Origin of the sequence: Micromonospora sp. NPDC047812, assembly GCF_040704175.1 — a bacterium.
GTDB lineage: Bacteria > Actinomycetota > Actinomycetes > Mycobacteriales > Micromonosporaceae > Micromonospora.
In genome coordinates this window covers 306,138-325,341 of record NZ_JBEYRY010000002.1, presented here as the reverse complement: position 1 = coordinate 325,341, position 19,204 = coordinate 306,138, and the positions used below count along the sequence as shown (strand labels likewise).

Annotated in this window: 12 protein-coding genes; 8 read left to right on the top strand and 4 right to left on the bottom strand. The window is 74.8% G+C overall.

The window, feature by feature from the left end:
* Nucleotides 1-49 precede the first annotated feature (49 nt).
* Entirely contained in the window at nucleotides 50-1,270 is a 1,221-nt protein-coding gene (gene ilvA / locus AB0883_RS09150) for a threonine ammonia-lyase (protein ID WP_366640746.1), read from the top strand.
* A 243-nt stretch (nucleotides 1,271-1,513) separates the two neighbouring features.
* Here ilvA and greA read toward each other — a convergent pair whose 3' ends face one another.
* Nucleotides 1,514-2,011, bottom strand: a complete 498-nt coding sequence (gene greA / locus AB0883_RS09145) for a transcription elongation factor GreA (protein WP_121396515.1) — start codon at nucleotides 2,009-2,011, stop codon at nucleotides 1,514-1,516.
* A gap of 153 nt (nucleotides 2,012-2,164) precedes the next feature.
* Nucleotides 2,165-2,599: a DUF4307 domain-containing protein gene (locus AB0883_RS09140; RefSeq protein WP_366640745.1), complete on the bottom strand. Its 435-nt coding sequence runs from the start codon at nucleotides 2,597-2,599 to the stop codon at nucleotides 2,165-2,167.
* A gap of 191 nt (nucleotides 2,600-2,790) precedes the next feature.
* Here AB0883_RS09140 and mca point away from each other — a divergent pair, with 191 nt between their 5' ends.
* From mca to purE, 6 genes are all read left to right on the top strand, one after another.
* On the top strand, nucleotides 2,791-3,672 hold the full coding sequence (gene mca / locus AB0883_RS09135; RefSeq protein WP_366640744.1) for a mycothiol conjugate amidase Mca: 882 nt from the start codon (nucleotides 2,791-2,793) through the stop codon (nucleotides 3,670-3,672).
* Nucleotides 3,673-3,720: 48 nt separating this feature from the next.
* Complete coding sequence (locus AB0883_RS09130) at nucleotides 3,721-4,014, top strand: hypothetical protein (protein WP_366640743.1); 294 nt, start codon at nucleotides 3,721-3,723, stop codon at nucleotides 4,012-4,014.
* Between the two features lie 215 nt (nucleotides 4,015-4,229).
* Entirely contained in the window at nucleotides 4,230-6,725 is a 2,496-nt protein-coding gene (locus AB0883_RS09125) for a bifunctional diguanylate cyclase/phosphodiesterase (protein ID WP_366641684.1), read from the top strand.
* 67 nt (nucleotides 6,726-6,792) lie between these two features.
* Nucleotides 6,793-8,787, top strand: coding sequence for a thioredoxin domain-containing protein (locus tag AB0883_RS09120; RefSeq protein WP_366640742.1), 1,995 nt, complete (start codon nucleotides 6,793-6,795; stop codon nucleotides 8,785-8,787).
* A gap of 77 nt (nucleotides 8,788-8,864) precedes the next feature.
* On the top strand, nucleotides 8,865-10,046 hold the full coding sequence (locus AB0883_RS09115) for a 5-(carboxyamino)imidazole ribonucleotide synthase (RefSeq protein WP_366640741.1): 1,182 nt from the start codon (nucleotides 8,865-8,867) through the stop codon (nucleotides 10,044-10,046).
* 108 nt (nucleotides 10,047-10,154) lie between these two features.
* Nucleotides 10,155-10,646, top strand: coding sequence for a 5-(carboxyamino)imidazole ribonucleotide mutase (gene purE / locus AB0883_RS09110; protein ID WP_132233504.1), 492 nt, complete (start codon nucleotides 10,155-10,157; stop codon nucleotides 10,644-10,646).
* A gap of 637 nt (nucleotides 10,647-11,283) precedes the next feature.
* Here the strand turns inward: purE and AB0883_RS09105 are convergent.
* Both AB0883_RS09105 and AB0883_RS09100 read right to left on the bottom strand, forming a co-directional pair.
* On the bottom strand, nucleotides 11,284-16,200 hold the full coding sequence (locus AB0883_RS09105) for a permease (protein WP_366640740.1): 4,917 nt from the start codon (nucleotides 16,198-16,200) through the stop codon (nucleotides 11,284-11,286).
* A gap of 162 nt (nucleotides 16,201-16,362) precedes the next feature.
* On the bottom strand, nucleotides 16,363-17,790 hold the full coding sequence (locus AB0883_RS09100; protein ID WP_366640739.1) for a UDP-glucose/GDP-mannose dehydrogenase family protein: 1,428 nt from the start codon (nucleotides 17,788-17,790) through the stop codon (nucleotides 16,363-16,365).
* 249 nt (nucleotides 17,791-18,039) lie between these two features.
* Between AB0883_RS09100 and AB0883_RS09095 the strand changes: the two genes are divergently transcribed.
* Nucleotides 18,040-19,203 (top strand): acyl-CoA dehydrogenase family protein, encoded by a 1,164-nt coding sequence (locus AB0883_RS09095; protein ID WP_366640738.1) that lies wholly within the window; start codon nucleotides 18,040-18,042, stop codon nucleotides 19,201-19,203.
* The last annotated feature ends 1 nt before the right edge of the window (nucleotide 19,204 follow it).

The window sequence follows — 19,204 nt, the reverse complement described above, 5'->3', positions numbered from 1 at the left end:
GGGGTGGCGTGGGCGCGTCGGCGCGGGTGGCGGGTGGCACGATCAGGGCATGACGGAACTGGTCGGTCTCGCCGACGTACGGGCCGCGCGGGAACTTCTCGCCGGCGTCGTCCGCACCACCCCGCTGGAGCCCTCCCGGCCGCTCAGCGCGGCGCTGGGCGGGCCGACGTGGCTCAAGTGCGAGAACCTGCAACGCGCCGGCTCGTACAAGGTGCGCGGCGCGTACGTGCGGATCTCCCGGCTGTCGGAGGCGGAGCGGGCCCACGGGGTGGTCGCGGCGAGCGCCGGCAACCACGCCCAGGGGGTCGCGCTCGCCGCCGGCCTCGTCGGTACGCACGCCACGGTCTTCATGCCGGTGAACGCGCCCCTGCCGAAGGTGGCCGCCACCAAGGGCTACGGCGCCCAGGTCGAGCTGGTCGGCAACACCGTCGACGAGTCCCTGGTCGCGGCGCAGACCTACGCCGAGCGGACCGGCGCGACGCTGATCCACCCGTTCGACCACCGGGACGTGATCGCCGGCCAGGGCACGGTGGCCCTGGAGATCCTCGAACAGTGCCCCGAGGTCAGGACGATCATCACGGGGGTCGGCGGCGGCGGGCTGGTCTCCGGCATGGCGGTGGCGGCCAAGGCGCTGCGGCCCGACGTGCGGATCATCGGGGTGCAGGCCGCCGGCGCCGCCGCCTTCCCGCCCTCCCTGGTGGCCGGCGAGCCGGTACGCCTCCCGTCGTTCGGCACCATCGCGGACGGTATCGCCGTCGGCCGGCCGGGGGAACTCACCTTCACCCACGTCCGCAAGTTGGTGGACGAGATCGTCACGGTCTCCGAGGAGGACATCTCCCGGGCGCTGCTGATGCTGCTCGAGCGGGGCAAGCAGGTGGTCGAGCCGGCCGGCGCGGTGGGCGTGGCCGCGCTGCTGGCGGGCGTCGTCGAGGTGCAGGCGCCGGTGGTGGCGGTGCTCTCCGGCGGCAACATCGACCCGCTGCTGATGCTGCGGGTGATCGAGCACGGCCTCGCCGCCGCCGGGCGCTACCTGCGGGTGACGGTGCGCTGCTCGGACCGCCCCGGCCAGCTCGCGTCGCTGCTCGGCGAGATCGCCGAGCACCGGGCGAACGTGGTGGACGTGGAGCACCAGCGGGCCAATCCGCACCTGCGCCTGGGTGAGGTGGAGGTGGCCCTGTCGGTGGAGACCCGGGGGGTCGAGCACTCCGACACGCTGATCAGCGCGTTGCGGGCCAGCGGCTACCAGGTGGTCTTCGCCGGCGAGGCGTGAAACGTGGCCTTCGCCGGTGAGGCGTGACACCGGACCGCGCAGTCGGTCCGCGACCCGTGCCACGCCTCGTCTGGTCGGGCGTCGTTGCCGCCTGGCCGGGGCCGGTGCCCGGGTCGCCGTGGCGTCCAGGCGCGGCTCAGGCGTGGCCGCGGCGGGTGCCTCCGGCGGCCGTGTCGTCCGGTCCACCACCGAGGCGGCGGCTGTCCCGCCCGCCCGGTTCAACCCGGGCGGGCGGCGGGGGACTCAGCCGGCGAACGGCTCGAAGCTGACCACGGTCACCTTGATGTCGGCCCCGCTGGGGGCGGTGTAGGTGCAGGTCTGGCCGGCCCGGCCGCCCAGGATCGCCTGGCCCAGCGCCGACTCCGGGCTGTAGACCGTCAGCTCGGTGGTCGACGCGATCTCCCGGGAACCGAGCAGGAAGGTCTCGGTGTCGTCCTTGTCGTCGTCGAAGAAGATCGTCACGACCATGCCGGGCGAGACCACGTCGGCGGCCTGCGCCCCGCCCACCTTGGCGGTGCGGAGCAGCTCCTTGAGGTAGAGGATGCGCCCTTCGGCCTTGCCCTGCTCCTCGCGGGCGGCGTGGTAGCCACCGTTCTCCCGCAGGTCGCCCTCCTCGCGGCGGGCGTTGATCTCGGCGGCGATGACCGGCCGGTTGGCGATCAACTCGTCGAGCTCGGCCTGGAGCCGGTCGAATGCGTCCTGGGACAGCCAGGTGGCGGGCGCCTCGTTGCCAGTGGACACAGGCGGTCTCCTCGTTCGTGCGTGCTGGCTGACAGGTGAACTTCCAAGTTACCAGTGCCGTACGACACAGGGTGCGCTCGAACACCGGCGGTGCCGCCGGCGCCCGGGCCGCCGAGGGTGTCCGTACGCGCGTCCGGTCCGCGTCGTGGCCGCTCAGCCCACGGGCCGGCAGCGCAGCACCTCGCCGACGAAGGGCCGGGCGGTGGTGGCCACCCGGTGCTGCGCGGTCACCTGCCGCTGGTCGGGCCGGGCGGTCACCGTCACCTCTTCCCGGCCCACCTCGGCGCCGTCGCGGTCCCGCGCGCGCAGCAGGCAGACCGCCGAGCCGCCCTCCGGCACGGTGACCCGGAAGTCGACCACCACCTGGCTGTCGGTGATCCCCGTGTAGGTGATCACCTCGGCGTCGTAGTTCGGGTCGCCGTACTGCCGGTAGAGCCGCACCGCGACCAGGGTCATGACGGCCACCAGGGCGACCACCAGCAGCGCCATCAGCAGCGGCCGGCGGCGCCCGGGCTCCCGGCGGCGGCCGTACCGGCCCGGCGGGAAGGCCGGCGCGCCCGGCGGAAGTGTGGCGTGCGTCTCGGTCACCGGTGGGTATCTCCTGGCGTCGTTGTCGGGGGCATCGGCAAGAATGGCAGGGTTCCATCTTCCCAGCCCGTCCCGTCGTCAAATATGGCAGGTCGGCACCGGCAGGTCCCGGCGTGGGGGGAAGATTCCGGCAGGTCAGCCGGGCGGTCCCGCGGGGGGTCCGCCGGGGCCAGAGACGAGGAGCGCCGACGTTGGCAGAGCAACTGCGACTGATGGCCGTCCACGCACACCCCGACGACGAGTCGAGCAAGGGTGCCGCGACCATGGCGAAGTACGTCGCCGAGGGCGTGGACGTCCTGGTGGTGACGTGCACCGGCGGCGAGCGCGGCAGCGTGCTGAACCCGAAGATGGACCGGCCGGACGTCTGGGCCAACATCGCCGACGTCCGCCGGGCGGAGATGGACGCCGCGCGGGCGATCCTCGGCGTCGAGCAGGCGTGGCTCGGCTTCGTCGACTCGGGCCTGCCCGAGGGCGACCCGCTGCCGCCGCTGCCCGAGGGCTGCTTCGCCCTCCAGGACGTCGAGGTGGCGGCCGGCCCGCTGGTGCGGCTGATGCGCCAGTTCCGTCCACACGTCGTCACCACGTACGACGAGGAGGGCGGCTACCCGCACCCCGACCACATCATGACCCACAAGGTCAGCGTGGCCGCGTTCGAGGCCGCCGGCGACCCGGAGCGCTATCCGGAGCTGGGCGAGCCGTGGCAGCCGCTCAAGCTCTACTACGACATCGGCTTCTCCAAGGGCAAGATCATGGCGCTGCACGAGACGCTGCTCGCCGCCGGTCTGACGTCGCCCTACGAGGAGTGGATCAAGCGCTGGGAGGACCGCCCCGACAAGGGCCCCCGGATCACGACCCGGGTCGAGTGCGCCGACTACTTCCCGGTCCGCGACGACGCGCTGCGCGCCCACGCCACCCAGATCGACCCGGACGGCTTCTGGTTCCAGGTGCCGATGGAGTTGCAGCGGCGGGCGTGGCCGACGGAGGACTTCGAGCTGGTGCGCTCGCTCGTCGACAGCCCGCTGCCCGAGTCGGACCTCTTCGCCGGGGTACGCGAGACGGCCCATGCCCGCTGATCCGGGACGGGGCTACCCTGGTCACCAACCGCACACCGGAGGAACGCCATGCTGACCGCCGCACAGGTGCTCGCCCAGAACAACTTCGGGGACACCCGCACGGGTGGCCTGGCCGGGCCGATGGGCCTCTTCCTCATCCTCGTTCTGGCCGCCGCCACCGTCCTGCTGATCCGCAACATGAACTCCCGGCTGCGTCGGCTGCCCGACCGGTTCCCCCAGCAGGGCCCGTCGGCGACCCCCGACCGCGCGGACGCGGCAGTCGTCGATCCGACAGAAGGCGCGCTGAGGCAGGATTCATCCTCCGCCGCTCCCACCGGGCGTCAGCAGCGTCGCAACGGCTAGTCCGCCCATGATTCACGTCGAACCCGGTCGTCGCCCCCTGTTGCGGCCACCGGGTTTGCCTTAGCCTCTCGCCGGGGGGACCAAGAGTTCCCGAGCCGTGCGCGGGAGGGGGCGCCGATGACCACCACACCAGCGGCCGCCCGTCGTACCGGCGAGCGGCCCGCGGGCGGAGCGGCCCGGTGACCTCCGGCAGGGCCGGCGAGTCGACCGACCGGATCGGAGCCCGCGGCACCCCCGCGCGGCTGCTCCTGTTCACCGCCGCCGTCGCGCTGACCGCGCTGGTCGCCGCCGGGCTGGGGTGGACCGCCCCGACCCGGCTTCCCGCCGACGACCCGCTCGGCGGGCCGGCCCGCTTCGGCCTCGCCGTCGCCGTGTTCGCCGTCGCCCAGCTGGCCCGGCTGCGGTTCCGCACCGCCGCCGGGATGGTGAGCATCACCTGGGGCGAGGCCGCGCTGATCATCTGCCTCTACCTGGCGCCCACCGGCTGGCTCCCCTCCGCCGCGCTCCTCGGTGCCGCGCTCGCCTGGTCGGCCATGTCGTTGCTCGGCGACCGGCGACCGGTGCTGGAGGTCGTCCGGATCACGACCTCGCTGACCGCCGCCACCGCCCTGGCCGTCTCGGTCACGACCGTGCTCGGCGAGCCGCTGCTGGCGACGCCGACCCCGGCGCTCGCCCTGGCCGTGCTCGCGGGTTCGGTCACCTACCTCCTCGCCACCGCCTGGCTCGGCGGCGCCACCCTGGCGCTGCGGCACGGCATCCCCGTCGCGCCGCCGCTGCTCGCCGCGCTGCGGGGCAAGCTGCTGATGTTCGTCGGGAACGTGGCCGTCGGTCTGGTCGTGGTGGCGCTGCTGGAACTCGACGCGCGCTGGCTGCTGCTGCTCCCGCCGCCGCTCTGGCTGCTCCAGCAGACCTACCGGCACCGGCTCCGCGCCGACCAGGAGCGCCGCACCTGGCGGGCCTTCGCCGAGGCCACCGCCGCGCTCAACCAGCTCGACGAGCGGGGCGTCGCCACGGCCGCGGTGACCGGCGCGCTGACCCTGTTCAACGCCGAACTCGTCGACGTCGACGTGGCCCGGGGCGACGGCCGCTGGCGGCGCTACCGGGGCGACCCGGGCGGCCAGCTGGTCGACCGGGAGGTCGCACCGCCCGGCCGGACCGAGCCGGAGGACCACGAGCTGGTGCGTACCCTCTCCGTGGGTGCCGCCCGGGTGGGCGAGCTGCGGGTCCGGTTCCCGCGCTGCGCGCCCCCCAACGCCCGGGAACGCGACGCCGTGGCCGCGTTCGGCGACGCGCTCGCCGCCGCGCTGCACGACGCCGCGACCCACCGCGAGCTGCGCCTGGTCACCGCCCGCTCGTCGTACGAGGCGGTGCACGACCAGCTCACCGGGCTGGTGAACCGGTCGGCCATGCTGAGCAAGGGCGACCAGGCGCTGCGCCAGCTCGCCCACGACCACCCGGTCGCTCTGCTGCTGCTCGACATCGACCAGTTCAAGGAGGTCAACGACACCCTCGGGCACGCCGCCGGCGACCAGCTGCTGCGGCTGACCGCCAACCGGCTGGGCACCCTCGCCCGCCCCGGGGACCTGCTCGCCCGGCTCGGCGGCGACGAGTTCGCGCTGCTGCTGACGTCGGTCCCGGTGATCGGCGACCGGGCCGCCCCGATGGCGTACGCGCTGCGGCAGGCCCGCGAGATCGCCGAGCGGCTCGCCGCGCCGACCGAGGTGGCCGGGGTACGGATGTCCGTCGAGGTCTCCGTCGGAGTCGTGGTCGCCGACGCCGGCACCGCCGACCTGACCGAGCTGCTGCGCCGGGCCGACATCGCCATGTACCAGGCCAAGGAGGGCGGCGGCAGCGTCGCCGCGTACGACTCCGCCCGGGACGCCGCGAGCACCGACCAGCTGGCCCTGCTGGCCGAGCTGCGCGAGGCGCTGAAGACCGACGACCAGCTCGTGCTGGCGTTGCAGCCGGCGGTCGACCTGACCACCGGCGCCCCGACGGGGGTGGAGGCGCTGATCCGCTGGCGGCACCCGCGCCGGGGTTGGCTCGGGCCGCACGACTTCATCCGTCCGGTGGAGAACAGCGAGCAGCTCGGCACCTTCACCCGCTACGTGCTGGACAAGGCGCTCGCCGTCGCCGCCGGCTGGGCCCGGGACGGGCTCGACGTGCCGATCTCGGTCAACCTGTCGGCGCGCAGCCTGCTCGACCCCCGCCTGCCCACCGAGATCGCCGACGCCCTGCGCCGGCACCAGGTGCCGCCGGACCGGCTGGTCCTGGAGATCACCGAGACGGTGGTGATGAGCGAGTTGGAGGTCATCGACGAGGTGCTCGCCACCCTGCGGTCGATGGGCGTGCAGCTCGCGGTCGACGACTTCGGCACGGGCTTCTCCTCGCTGACGTTCCTCACCCGGATCGCGGTGGACGAGCTCAAGGTGGACCGCTCCTTCGTGATCCGGATGGCCGACTCCCCGGAGGCGGCGGCGATCGTACGCACCACCGTCGGCCTCGCCCACGAGCTGGGTCTGCGGGTGGTCGCCGAGGGCGTGGAGACCGCCGAGCAGCGCTCCGCCCTGGCCGAGCTGGGCTGCACGGCCGCCCAGGGCTACCACTTCTTCAAGCCGATGCCGGCCGACAAGATCGGCGCGGTCCTGGGCACCCTCCTCGACGAGGCCCGCCCCAACGTCTTCCCGCTGCGCGCCGACGGCGCCTCCTGACCCCACCCCCGCCGAGGGGGAGGCCGGAGCGCGGGCGGGCGCGTCGCCGGGTGGTTATGGTCGTCGGGTGAACCGACTCGCTGACGCCACGAGCCCGTACCTGCTCCAGCACGCCGACAACCCGGTCGACTGGTGGCCGTGGTGCGACGAGGCGTTCGCCGAGGCGAGGCGCCGGGACGTGCCGGTGCTCATCTCGGTCGGCTACGCCGCCTGCCACTGGTGCCACGTGATGGCGCACGAGTCGTTCGAGAACGAGCAGGTCGGCGCCCTGATGAACGACGACTTCGTCTGCATCAAGGTGGACCGCGAGGAACGCCCCGACGTCGACGCCGTCTACATGACCGCCACCCAGGCGATGACCGGGCAGGGCGGATGGCCGATGACCGTCTTCGCCACCCCGGACGGCACCCCGTTCTTCTGCGGCACCTACTTCCCCCGGCCCAACTTCGTCCGGCTGCTCCAGTCGGTCGCCGCCGCCTGGCGGGACCAGCGCGACGCCGTCATCCAGCAGGGCGCCGCCGTGGTCGAGGCGATCGGCGGCGCGCAGGCCGTGGGCGGCCCCACCGCGCCGCTGGACGCCGCGCTGCTCGACGCCGCGGCCGACCAGCTCGCCAAGGAGTACGACGCCACGAACGGCGGGTTCGGCGGCGCGCCGAAGTTCCCGCCGCACATGAACCTGCTCTTCCTGCTCCGGCACCATCAGCGCACCGGCTCGCCGCGCAGCCTGGAGATCGCCCGGCACACCTGCGAGGCGATGGCCCGGGGCGGCATCTACGACCAGCTCGCCGGCGGCTTCGCCCGCTACTCGGTCGACGGGCACTGGACCGTGCCGCACTTCGAGAAGATGCTCTACGACAACGCGCTGCTGCTGCGGACGTACACCCAGCTCTGGCGGCTGACCGGCGATCCCCTCGCCGCCCGGGTCGCCGCCGAGACCGCCGCCTTCATGATCGACGACCTGGGCACCCCCGAGGGCGGCCTGGCCTCCGCCCTCGACGCCGACACCGAGGGTGTCGAGGGGCTCACCTACTCGTGGACGCCGGCCCAGCTCGTCGAGGCGCTGGGGGAGGACGACGGCCGCTTCGCCGCGGACCTGTTCGCGGTGACCGACGAGGGCACGTTCGAGCACGGCACGAGCGTCCTGCGGCTGGCCCGGGACGTGGACGACGCCGCCCCGGAGGTGGCCGCCCGATGGGAGCGGACCCGGGCCCGGCTGCGCGAGGTCCGCGACACCCGGCCCCAACCGGCCCGCGACGACAAGGTGGTCGCCTCCTGGAACGGGCTCGCGGTCACCGCGCTGGTCGAGCACGCGGCGCTCACCGGGGACCCCGTCACCGCCGCCGCGGCGGTCCGGATCGGCGAGGTACTGGCCGACCGGCACATCGTGGCCGGGCGGCTGCGCCGCGTCTCGCGTGGTGGGGTCGTCGGCGAGCCGGCCGGCGTGCTGGAGGACCACGGCTGCGTGGCCGAGGCGTTCTGCGCCCTGCACCAGCTCACCGGGGAGGGCCGCTGGCTGACCCTGGCCGGTGGACTGCTCGACGTCGCGCTGGAGCGGTTCGCCGCGCCCGGCGGCGCCTTCTACGACACCGCCGACGACGCCGAGCGGCTGGTGAGCCGGCCGGCCGACCCGACCGACAACGCCACCCCGTCCGGGCGTTCGGCGATCGTCGCGGCGCTGGTCGCGTACGCGGCCCTGACCGGCGAGACCCGCTACCGCGAGGCCGCCGAGGCGGCCCTGTCGACCGTGGCGCCGATCGTCGGCCGGCACGCCCGGTTCACCGGCTACGCGGCGGCCGTCGGGGAGGCGCTGCTCTCCGGGCCGTACGAGATCGCGGTGGTCACCGACGAGCCGGCCGGGGACCTGCTGGTGGCGGCGGCACACCGGCACGCCCCGCCCGGCGCGGTGATCGTGGCGGGCCGGTCGGGTCAGCCCGGGGTGCCCCTGCTCGCCGACCGGCCGATGGTCGAGGGGCAGCCCACCGCGTACGCCTGCCGTGGTTTCGTCTGTGAGCGCCCGGTGACGACGGTGGACGACCTGGTCGGCCAGCTCGCCCGGCGCTGAGGCGCACGGCTGCGGCCGGGTGCGATCGGCCATCCGGCGGCGCGGGTGGCGGGGCGTCCCGATAGGCTGGCGCCGCTATGGATTCCCGTACCGGTCTGCCTGTTGTCGGCATGGTGGGCGGCGGCCAGCTGGCCCGGATGACCCACCAGTCCGCGATCGCCCTCGGCCAGTCGCTGCGCGTGCTCGCGCTGGCCCCAGACGACGGCGCCGCGCTGGTCGCCGCCGACGTCCAGTACGGCGACCACACCGACCTCGCCGCGCTGCGCACCTTCGCCAAGGCCTGCGACGTGGTCACCTTCGACCACGAGCACGTCCCCACCGAGCACATCCGCACGCTGGCCGCCGAGGGCGTGAAGCTCTTCCCGCCGGCCGACGCGCTGCTGCACGCCCAGGACAAGCGGGCCATGCGGGAGCGGCTCGGCGAGCTGGGCGCACCGAACCCGGCGTGGCGGCCCGTCGCCGAGCCCGCCGACCTGGTGGCGTTCGGCGACGAGGTCGGCTGGCCGGTGGTGCTCAAGGCGGCCCGTGGCGGCTACGACGGCCGGGGCGTCTGGCTGGTCGACGACGCGGCGCAGGCCGAGGAGCTGGCCACGACCCTGCTGGCCGGCGGCACCCGGCTGATCGTCGAGGAGCGGGTGCCGCTGCGCCGGGAACTCGCGGTGCAGGTGGCGCGCTCGCCGTTCGGACAGGTCGCCGCGTACCCGGTGGTGGAGACGGTGCAGCGCGACGGCATCTGCGTCGAGGTGCTCGCCCCGGCGCCGGGGCTGCCGGAGGAGCTGGCGGTCGCCGCCCAGCAGCTCGCCATCGACCTGGCCACCGCGCTCGGCGTGGTCGGCCTGCTCGCCGTGGAGCTGTTCGAGGTCGCCGACCGGGCCGCGCCCGGGGGCAGCCGGATCGTGGTGAACGAGCTGGCCATGCGGCCGCATAACTCGGGGCACTGGACCATCGAGGGCGCCCGCACGTCGCAGTTCGAGCAGCACCTGCGGGCGGTGCTCGACTACCCGATGGGCGACACCTCGTTGACCGCTCCCGTGGTGGTGATGGCGAACGTGCTCGGTGGCGAGCCGGGCGGGATCTCCATCGACGAGCGGCTGCACCACCTCTTCGCGGCCGAGCCGGGCGCGAAGGTGCACCTCTACGGCAAGCAGGTGCGGCCAGGCCGCAAGATCGGGCACGTCACGGTGCTCGGTGACGACCTGGACGACGTACGGACGCGGGCCGCGCGCGCGGCCCGCTGGCTGCGCGAGGGGCACCAGTGAGCGCGAGGAGTGAGCTTGCGAGCCCGGCAGTCGCGAACGAGAGGCGGACGGGTGAGCGCGAGGAGTGAGCTTGCGAGCCCCGCAGTCGCGAACGAGAGGCGGACCGGCTTGAGTACCGTTGGGTTGATCATGGGCAGCGACTCGGACTGGCCGACGATGAAGGCCGCCGCCGAGGTGCTGGACGAGTTCGAGGTGCCGTACGAGGTCGAGGTCGTCTCGGCGCACCGTACCCCGATCAAGATGATCGACTACGGGCGCGCCGCGGCCGACCGGGGCCTGAAGGTCATCATCGCCGGGGCGGGTGGCGCCGCCGCCCTGCCCGGGATGGTCGCCTCGGTCACCCCGCTGCCCGTGATCGGTGTCCCGGTGCCGTTGAAGCACCTCGACGGGATGGACTCGCTGCTCTCCATCGTGCAGATGCCGGCCGGCGTGCCGGTGGCCACCGTGTCGATCGGCAACGCGCGCAACGCCGGGCTGCTCGCCGTCCGCATCCTGGCCGCCGCCGACCGCGCCCTGCTCGACCGCATGTCGGCCTACCAGGCCGACCTGGAGCAGCTGGTCGCCGAGAAGGACGCGGCCCTGCGCGCCTCCCTCGCCTGAGATCCTCGGCGCCGGACCCTGAGGGACGGACGCCGACCTGGCGCCGGTCGGCGGTGGGGCCGAGATGGTCCGTGCCGTCGGCGCATGTGAGGTGGTCGCTGTCCGTGACGGATGGGTGCGTTGCTCAGGGTAACGGTGATGGCTCGGGACGGGCGTATCCCTTCCGCCCCTTTGCTCTGCAGCCACCTACGCACCAGTGCCCTGAGCTGGCATTTCTTCAGCGCCGCAGTGATTGAAGCTTCAAGCATGAGCTATCCTCGGTAACTGTTGCGTCGATGGCTGCAGAGCAAAGGGGAGGCGGAGCAAGTGCCCGGTCGAGCCGAGAAGTCACACTGCGTGTTCTCCGGAAGGCCGGCGACCCGACGGTCAGCGATCGCCGGGGGTGCCGGACGCCGGTCTTAGGGCGCGCAGGCCGGGGTCAGGGGCAGCCTGCCGCGCAGCGGCGAGCGGCGATGGGTGAGCTGCCGCGCAGAGCCGAGCGGCGGTGGGAAAGCTGCCGCGCAGCGCCGAAACGGCGGACCTGCCGCCCACACCGGAGCGGCGGACGCCCCGCCCACACCGGAGCGCCTGACCCGCCGGTTGCAGCGGGGCTCAGCGGGCCCGCCCGCGCCGGTAGCCGGGGACGGGCCCGTCGATCTCATCGCATGCCGCGTAGGGCCGTCTGGAGGCGTTCCTGGGCGCGGCGGCGGCGCTCGTTGCTCGCGCCGAGCGCCAGCAGCAGGATGCCGACGGGGATCAGGGCCAGCCACGGCCCCAGGCTGAACAGGGCGTGCACCGCCGCGATCGCCGTCACGCCGGCGCCGACGATCACCGGCGCCTGCTGCTGGCTCATCGAGCCGAAGACGAGGACGGCCACGGCGCCGAGCAGCAGCAGCACCTGGCGCAGCGTGCTGGAGTCGGTGGCCAGCACGATCGCCAGGGTCGGCACGAACGCGGCGACCAGCGCGGGCCCGTACGCGACCCAGCTGCTCAGGTCGGGCCGGTGCCGCAGCTCCAGCACCCCCACGAGCAGGGCGAGCGCCGCGAAGGGCAGCGTGTAGGCCTCCGGCAGCGCCACGTCGGCGACCCGCATCAGGATCCACCAGGCGGCGATCTCGCAGACCACCACCGCCCAGAACAGGATGCGCCGCTCCACCGGGCGGCGGCCCGGTCGGGTCGCCGCCACGCCCAGTACCGCACCCCAGGCGGCCAGCAGCGCCGCGATGTGCCGGGGCGAGTCGAAGGCCAACGCCAGGGCGATCAGGGCGGCGGCGTACCCGCTCCACTCGACGGTGGCCGCCTCCCGCTGGGCCTCGGGGCGACGCAGCCGGGGCAGGGTCGCGGCGAACACCTGCAGGGCCGCGCCGACCGCCAGTACGCCGAACGCGGACCAGACGGCCGCGAGGCCGGCCACCAGGCCGGCGGTGAGCACGAAGAGCTGCGCCGTCAGCGAGGCGAACAGCCAGCCGAGGATGCGCGCCCGCTGGGTGGTGCCGAAGATCGCGGCCACCGCGCCGACGCCGACCGCGCCGCCCAGGGTGAACAGGGTCAGCTCCCGCGTCGACAGGCCGCCGATCAGGCCAGCGCTCCCGGCGGCCAGGCCGATGGCGAAGACGAGCACCCGGGCCAGCCGCAGCGAGCGGGCCCGCTCGGCCAGCGGCGGGGGCGGGGTGAGCGCCAGGCCCAGCATCGAGATGGTGAACACGGCCAGCGCCGCCAGGGTGCTCGCCGGCCAGCCGTTGCCGAGCGACACCGGGGTGATCAGCAGGGTGACGGCGGCGCCGGGCAGCACCACCGGCACGGCCCGGGAACGTCGCCCGCCGCTGAAGCCGGTGGCGGCGAGCGCGGCGGTCGCGGTGAGCAGTAGCGCGGTCAGCACGTGGGTGGCGTCGACCGCGTCGGGCGGCGGGGCGAGCAGTTCCGGCGGTGGCCCCTGCCAGACCCGGCCAAGGCTGCGGTGCGGATCGACCAGGGCGACGACCAGGGACGGCGCGATCGACACCAGCGCCAGGGTGGTGGGCAGCGCGGCGGCGGCGAGCGCACCGGCGGCGGGGCTGACCCGCCAGCGACGCTGCGTGCCGTCGTCCGGCAGCCGGCGCAGCGCGCCGTCGAGCAGCACCGACCAGCGCCGGACCGGCTGGGCCGCGCCGACCGGCGGTTCGGTCGCGCCCCGGATCAGCTCCGCGAGCACCCCGAGCAGGGCCGCCGCGGCGGCGTAGACGCCGACGGGCATGCCGGCGGGGACGGCGGCCAGGGCGCTCACCGTGGCGCCGCCGACCACCGCCGCGCTCGCCCAGGGCAGGTACTGCGGGATCCGTCGCCGGACGGCGGCCACCGCCGCCAGACCCAGGCTCGACGCGGCCAACGCGGCGGTGAGCACCACCTCCGGCGCACGCCCGAACTCGGCCGCCAGCGCCGCGACGGCACCGGGGAACGCCAGCAGGGCGGCGCCGGCCGCGGCGCCCCCGATCTGGGCGAGGTGCGGCGGCATCCCCTCGGTCTCGATGTCGTCAACCAGCGGCACGGCCAGCGACCGGGCCAGCGCCGCCACCACGATGCCGATCAGCGCGATGCTGCCCAGCGCGAGCGCGGTGGTCCACGGCCGGACCAGACCCGCCCCGGCGGCGTGCAGGGCGACGGCACCGGCCACGACCGCCCGGGACAGGCCGGCGCGGGGGTCGACCGCGGCCACGGCGGCAGCCCCGAAGACGGTGGCGACCATGCCGCCGACCAGGACGGGTGACCACCACGGCAGGTCGAACGCAGCCGGCGCGCCGATCGTGGCGAGCACGGCCGCCGCGCCCGACACGTCGTACTTCCACGGTGGCGGCAGCAGGACGGCGGCGGCGACGCCGAGCAGGGCCAGCGCGACCGGGGCCTGCCACGTCGACCCACCGGTGGGCCCGGCCGGCCAGCCGGTCAGGTCGCCGGCCCAGATCGGCCCCGGGGTGGCGAGCACCCCCAGCCCGCCCCGCAGCGCGCTCCAGCCGGCCAGCAGCCCGATCAGCACGCCGCCGACGGCGAGGCCGACGATCGGCCCGCGTCGCCACTCCTCCGGCATGGCCCGGGCGGCCACGGCAACCACCAGCACCAGCGCGGCGGCGACGGCGAGCTGCCCGCCGGGGGCGAGGACGGCCGCGATCCGGGCCAGGGTGGCGATCAGGGCGGCGGTCACCGCCGCGGCGGCCAGGTCGGAGCCGTCCAGCGTGAGGTCGGAGCGCCGACCGGCGTCGATGGGACCGGCGAACACCACCATCGCGGCGGCGACGAGCAGCAGGCCGCCGACCCACGCGTCGGCGGCGGTGGCGCCCGGGGCCCCGAACGCGGCGGCGGTAACCGTGACCGCGCCGAGGGCGGTACCCACCGCCAGCGGCGTCGGGATGCGGCGCTGGGAGACCTGCACGACGGCGGCGTGTCCGAGGGTGACGCAGACGGCCAGGAAGCTGGCCGCGAGCACCGGGACGGTGACCTCGCGCAGGCTCGCCGGGGTGGGCGTCGGGTCGGCCGGCACGGTCGCGGCGACGAAGGCGGCCACCGCGCCCGGCAGCGCGAACGCCGCGCCCCCGGCGGCCCAGGCCGAGACGGTGTCGGCCGCCGCCGGGGCGAGCCGCATCCGGGGCGCCACGGCGACCAGGACCCCGGCGGCGAACAGGGTGAGCAGGACCGCGGTGGTCAACGCCGGCCGGGCCAGTCCCGCGCCCGCGCCGAACAGGCCGACGCCGGCGGCGGTCGCCGCGTGCGCCAGCGCCGCGCGTTCGGTGCGGGCGGAGAGCCCGACCACGCCGATGCCGACCGCCGTCAGCACCATCGGCCAGGGCGCCACCGCCCATCCGAGACCGAACGACGCCGGTACGGCGAGCGCGGTCAGCGCTGCGCCGACCACCGCGAACTCCCGGCGGATCTCTGGCGGCAGGGCCAGCACCGCGGCGACGGTCAGCAGGAAGGCGCTCGCGGCGAGCTGCCAGGCGGCCGGTCCCACGGCCGCCGCCAGCTCGGCCGGGTAGCGGTCCAGGTCGGCCGCCCAGGCCGGCAGCGCGGCCCGGACGGGGGCGACCCCGGCGCGCAGGGCACCCCCGGCGACCACCACCCCGCTGACCGTGAGCGCCACCGCCGAGGCGAGCTGCGGCCCGCGTCGGGCCGCCTCCGGCACCGCCCGGACGGCCAGCCCGGTCAGCGTGATGACCGCCGCGATCAGCAGCAGCGCCCGCCCCGGGAACGCCACCGAGGCGATCCGGCTCAGCGCGCCGATCACGGCGAGGGTGAAGATCCCGGCGCCGAGGTCGGGCAACGGCGGCCGGCGCAGCACCAGCGTCCCGGCCAGCCCGACCGCGGCGGCCAGCAGCAGCACCGTGCCGGCCCCGGTCGCGGCCGGCACGGCGCCCGCGCGGAGCAGGGCGGAGACGGCGTACGCGAGGGCGACGGCGACCGCCACCCCGTGCAGCGCCCAGGTCAGCTCGCGCAGCCACGGCACCGGGCGGGCGGCGGGCACCCGGTCCTGCACCGGTAGCCCGCCGTCGAGCACCTCGCCGGCCTCCTCGGGCGCCCCCTCCGGGCGGCCGTCGGCGCGGCGCTGCCGGGGCGCGGCCGGGGACCCGGCGGGGCTCGCCGAGGGCCCGGGCAGGTCCCGGCGGACCGGCCGCTCCACGGTGACCGTCGACCGCGCCAGCCAGAGGTCGAGCAGGGCCACCGCGGTCAGCACGAGCGCCCAGCCGCCCGGGCCGGTGATCCGGTCGGACGCCAGCAGCGGCAGCACCGGCTGGGCGGCCAGCACCGTGGCGAACCGGGGCGCGCGCAGCCCCGTCCAGCCCGCGTAGCCGAAGGAGACGCCGGCGGTCACGGCGAAGATGATGCCGGCGAAGATCGCGCCCGAGGCGCCGCCGTTGCCGATCCGGTCCACCGCCCACAGCGCGTAGCCGGCGAGTGGCACCAGGAGCAGGCCGACCGCGGAGATGGTCTCGGCGGTCGAGGTCAGCCCGCGCCGGGCCAGCACCGGCGGGGCGAGCAGCATCAGCACGGTCGCGAGCAGCAGGATGCCCAGCCGGGCCAGCGCGTCCATCGAGCTGGTCGCCACCGCGGCGAAGACCACGGCGGCGACCCCGAGCAGCAGCGCGCCGAGCCCGAGGGGGATGTTCTGCACCTCGCGGGAGGACGCCTCCGGGGGGTGCTCCGGGTCGTCGGCGTCGAGCCAGGTGGCGGTCGACGGCGGGGGCGGGGGCGGGTCCTCCGGGCCGGCCGGGGTGCCCTGCCGGGGGACCCGGGGCGGGGCGCCGGTGGCGGCCGTGGGTGGCCGGCGGCCCGGCCGGCGGCGTAGCACCCGACGGGGGCGGGTGGCCTGCTTGAGACGTTCCTCACCCGCGTGGGCGAGGATGTCCCGCTGGAAGAGCGCGGCCTGCATCTTGGCGGCGATCTGCCGCTGCTCGCTGGCGATGGCGGCCTCGCGGGCCTTCATCTCCGCGATGGACCGCTCGATCTCCGCCAGGTGCTCGACCCACTGTGGCTGGTGCGCACCGCAGTGCGGGCAGCTGACGGCCGGTTTGATCTCCCGGCCGCACGAGGAGCACTGAAAGGTCGCCACGACACCCCTCCACCCGCACTGTGGACTCCCACCTTGGCAGCATGCCCAATGTGGGCGCGGATTTCGACAGTTGTCGGCGGGTCCGGGGCAAAGATCGTCCACGCGGACGGCGAACGGCCGGTCGCGGAGCGTGCTCCGCGACCGGCCGTCGGTCGTCGATCGTCAGGGGCGGCCCATGCCGCGGTACTCCCAGCCGGCCTGCGTCCACAGTGCCGAATCGAGGCAGTTGCGGCCGTCGACCACCTTGCGGCCGGCGGCCAGCTCGCCGAGGGCCACCGGGTCGGCGTTGCGGAAGTCGGCCCACTCGGTGAGTACGCAGACCAGGTCCGCCCCGGTCACGGCCTCGTTGATGCCGGGCTCGTAGACCAGCTCGGGCGCCACGGCGCGCGCCCGCTCCATGCCCTGCGGGTCGTAGACGTGCACGTCGGCGCCGGCCTTGCGCAGCAGCGAGGCGACGGAGAGCGCCGGCGCGTCGCGTACGTCGTCGGTGTTGGGCTTGAAGGTCGCGCCGAGCACGGCCACGCGCGTGCCGGAGAGGTCAGGTCCGGCGGGCCCGGAGCGGCGGCCGAGCAGCTCGGCGGCGAGCTGGACCACCCGGGTCCGACGGCGCAGGTTGATCAGGTCGACCTCGTGCAGGAAGCGCAGCGCCTCCCCGGCGCCCAGCTCCTGGGCGCGGGCCTGGAACGCGCGGATGTCCTTGGGCAGGCAGGCGCCGCCGAAGCCGAGCCCGGCCTGGAGGAACCGGTTGCCGATGCGCGGGTCGAAGCCGATGGCCCGGGCGAGGTGGGTGACGTCGCCGCCGGAGGCCTCGCAGACCTCGGCCATCGCGTTGATGAAGGAGATCTTGGTGGCGAGGAAGGCGTTCGCGGCGACCTTGACCAGCTCGGCGGTGGCGAAGTCGGTGACCACCAGGGGCACCTCGCGGTCCTCCGTGGCGGCCAGGTCGAAGACGCCCTTGTGGGCGGCGTAGAGCATGCCGTTGGCCCACTCGCTCTTGACGCCGACGACGATCCGGTTGGGCCGCAGCACGTCGTCGACGGCGAAGCCCTCCTGGAGGAACTCCGGGCTCCACGCCACCTCGACGCCCAGGTCGGCGGGGGTGTGCTTGCTGACCAGCTGTTCCACCCACTCGGCGGTGCCGACCGGCACGGTCGACTTGCCGACGATCAGCGCCTTGCGGGTCAGGTGCTGGGCCAGGCTGGTGACCGACGCCTCGACGTACGACAGGTCGGCGCCCATCCCGTCGGCGCGCTGCGGCGTGCCGACGCAGATGAAGTGCACGTCACCGAACTCGGCGACCTCGGCGATGTCCGTGCTGAACCGCAGCCGCCCGGCCGCCAGGTTGCGCTTGAGCAGCTCGTCGAGGCCGGGCTCGTGGATCGGCACCTCGCCGGCGTTGAGCATGGCGATCTTGTCGACGTCGACGTCGAAGCCGAGGACCTCGTAGCCCAGCTCCGCGTAGCAGATGGCGTAGGTCGCACCGAGATAGCCGGTGCCCAGGAAGGTCACCCGCGGCCGCTGCGCGCCGGAGGGGGGCGTCACCGCGGCGATGGCGGGCATCGGCTGGGTGTTCGGGTACGGGATCGTCACGCCTGTCTTCTCCGCTCGCGCTGGCGTCGCATCGTCGCGTCGCGTTCTGCTGCGGCGCCTGGGCGGGCACCGGAGGGACTCTAACGTCTGCCTGTTCCATCGTCGCCGGGCGGCGTCGGCGCTCCGCCACGTCCAAGGCTACGCGGCGGTAACATGACCTGAACTCTGTCGCTATCCTTCAGTCTGCGCCGTCGGCGGTCAGGAGACGCTACAGACTGCGCATGATAGCGGTGAAGGGGAGGGGCCGACATGGCCGCAGAGCAGTCGTTCGACGTCTACCGGTTGCCCGAGGAGCACGAGGCGATCCGGGAGGCGGTCCGTGAGGTCTGTGCGGCCAAGGTGGCGCCGCACGCCGCCGAGGCGGACGAGACCGGCGAGTTCCCGAAGGCGTCCTACGACGCGCTGCGGGCCGCCGACTTCCACGCCCCGCACGTCCCCGTCGAGTACGGCGGCGCGGGCGCGGACGCGCTGGCCACGGCCATCGTGATCGAGGAGGTGGCGCGGGCCTGCGCCTCGTCCTCGCTGATCCCGGCGGTCAACAAGCTCGGCACCATGCCGCTGCTGCTGGCCGGCTCCGAGGAGCTCAAGCGGCGCTACCTGACGCCGGTGGCGGCGGGCGAGGCGATGTTCTCGTACTGCCTCTCCGAGCCGGAGGCCGGCAGCGACGCGGCGTCGATGACCACCCGCGCGGTGCGTGACGGCGATCACTGGGTGCTCAACGGCGTGAAGCGTTGGATCACCAACGCCGGGGTGTCGGAGTTCTACACCGTCTTCGCGGTGACCGACCCGTCGGCCCGCTCCCGGGGCATCTCCGCCTTCGTGGTCGAGAAGTCCGACGCCGGGGTCAGCTTCGGCGCCCCCGAGAAGAAGCTCGGCGTCAAGGGCTCGCCGACCCGCGAGGTCTACCTGGACAACGTCCGGATCCCCGCGGACCGCATGATCGGCGCCGAGGGCACCGGCTTCGGCACCGCGATGAAGACCCTGGACCACACCCGGGTCACCATCGCCGCGCAGGCCGTCGGCATCGCCCAGGGCGCGCTCGACTACGCCAAGGGGTACGTCCAGGAGCGCAAGCAGTTCGGCAAGGCGGTCGCCGAGTTCCAGGGCGTCCAGTTCATGCTCGCCGACATGGGCATGAAGCTGGAGGCGGCCCGGCAGTTGACGTACGCCGCGGCCGGCAAGTCCGAGCGGGGCGACGCCGACCTGACCTACTTCGGCGCGGCGGCCAAGTGCTTCGCCTCGGACGCGGCCATGGAGATCACCACCGACGCCGTGCAGCTGCTCGGCGGCTACGGCTACACCCGCGACTACCCGGTCGAGCGGATGATGCGGGACGCCAAGATCACGCAGATCTACGAGGGCACCAACCAGGTGCAGCGCATCGTGATGGCCCGTCAGCTCCTGAAGGGCTGAG

Coding starts and splice junctions, on each gene's coding strand:
- ilvA (WP_366640746.1), top strand. CDS start 50: ATGACGGAACTGGTCGGTCTCGCCGACGTACGGGCCGCGCGGGAACTT.
- AB0883_RS09130 (WP_366640743.1), top strand. CDS start 3,721: ATGCTGACCGCCGCACAGGTGCTCGCCCAGAACAACTTCGGGGACACC.
- AB0883_RS09115 (WP_366640741.1), top strand. CDS start 8,865: ATGGATTCCCGTACCGGTCTGCCTGTTGTCGGCATGGTGGGCGGCGGC.
- AB0883_RS09095 (WP_366640738.1), top strand. CDS start 18,040: ATGGCCGCAGAGCAGTCGTTCGACGTCTACCGGTTGCCCGAGGAGCAC.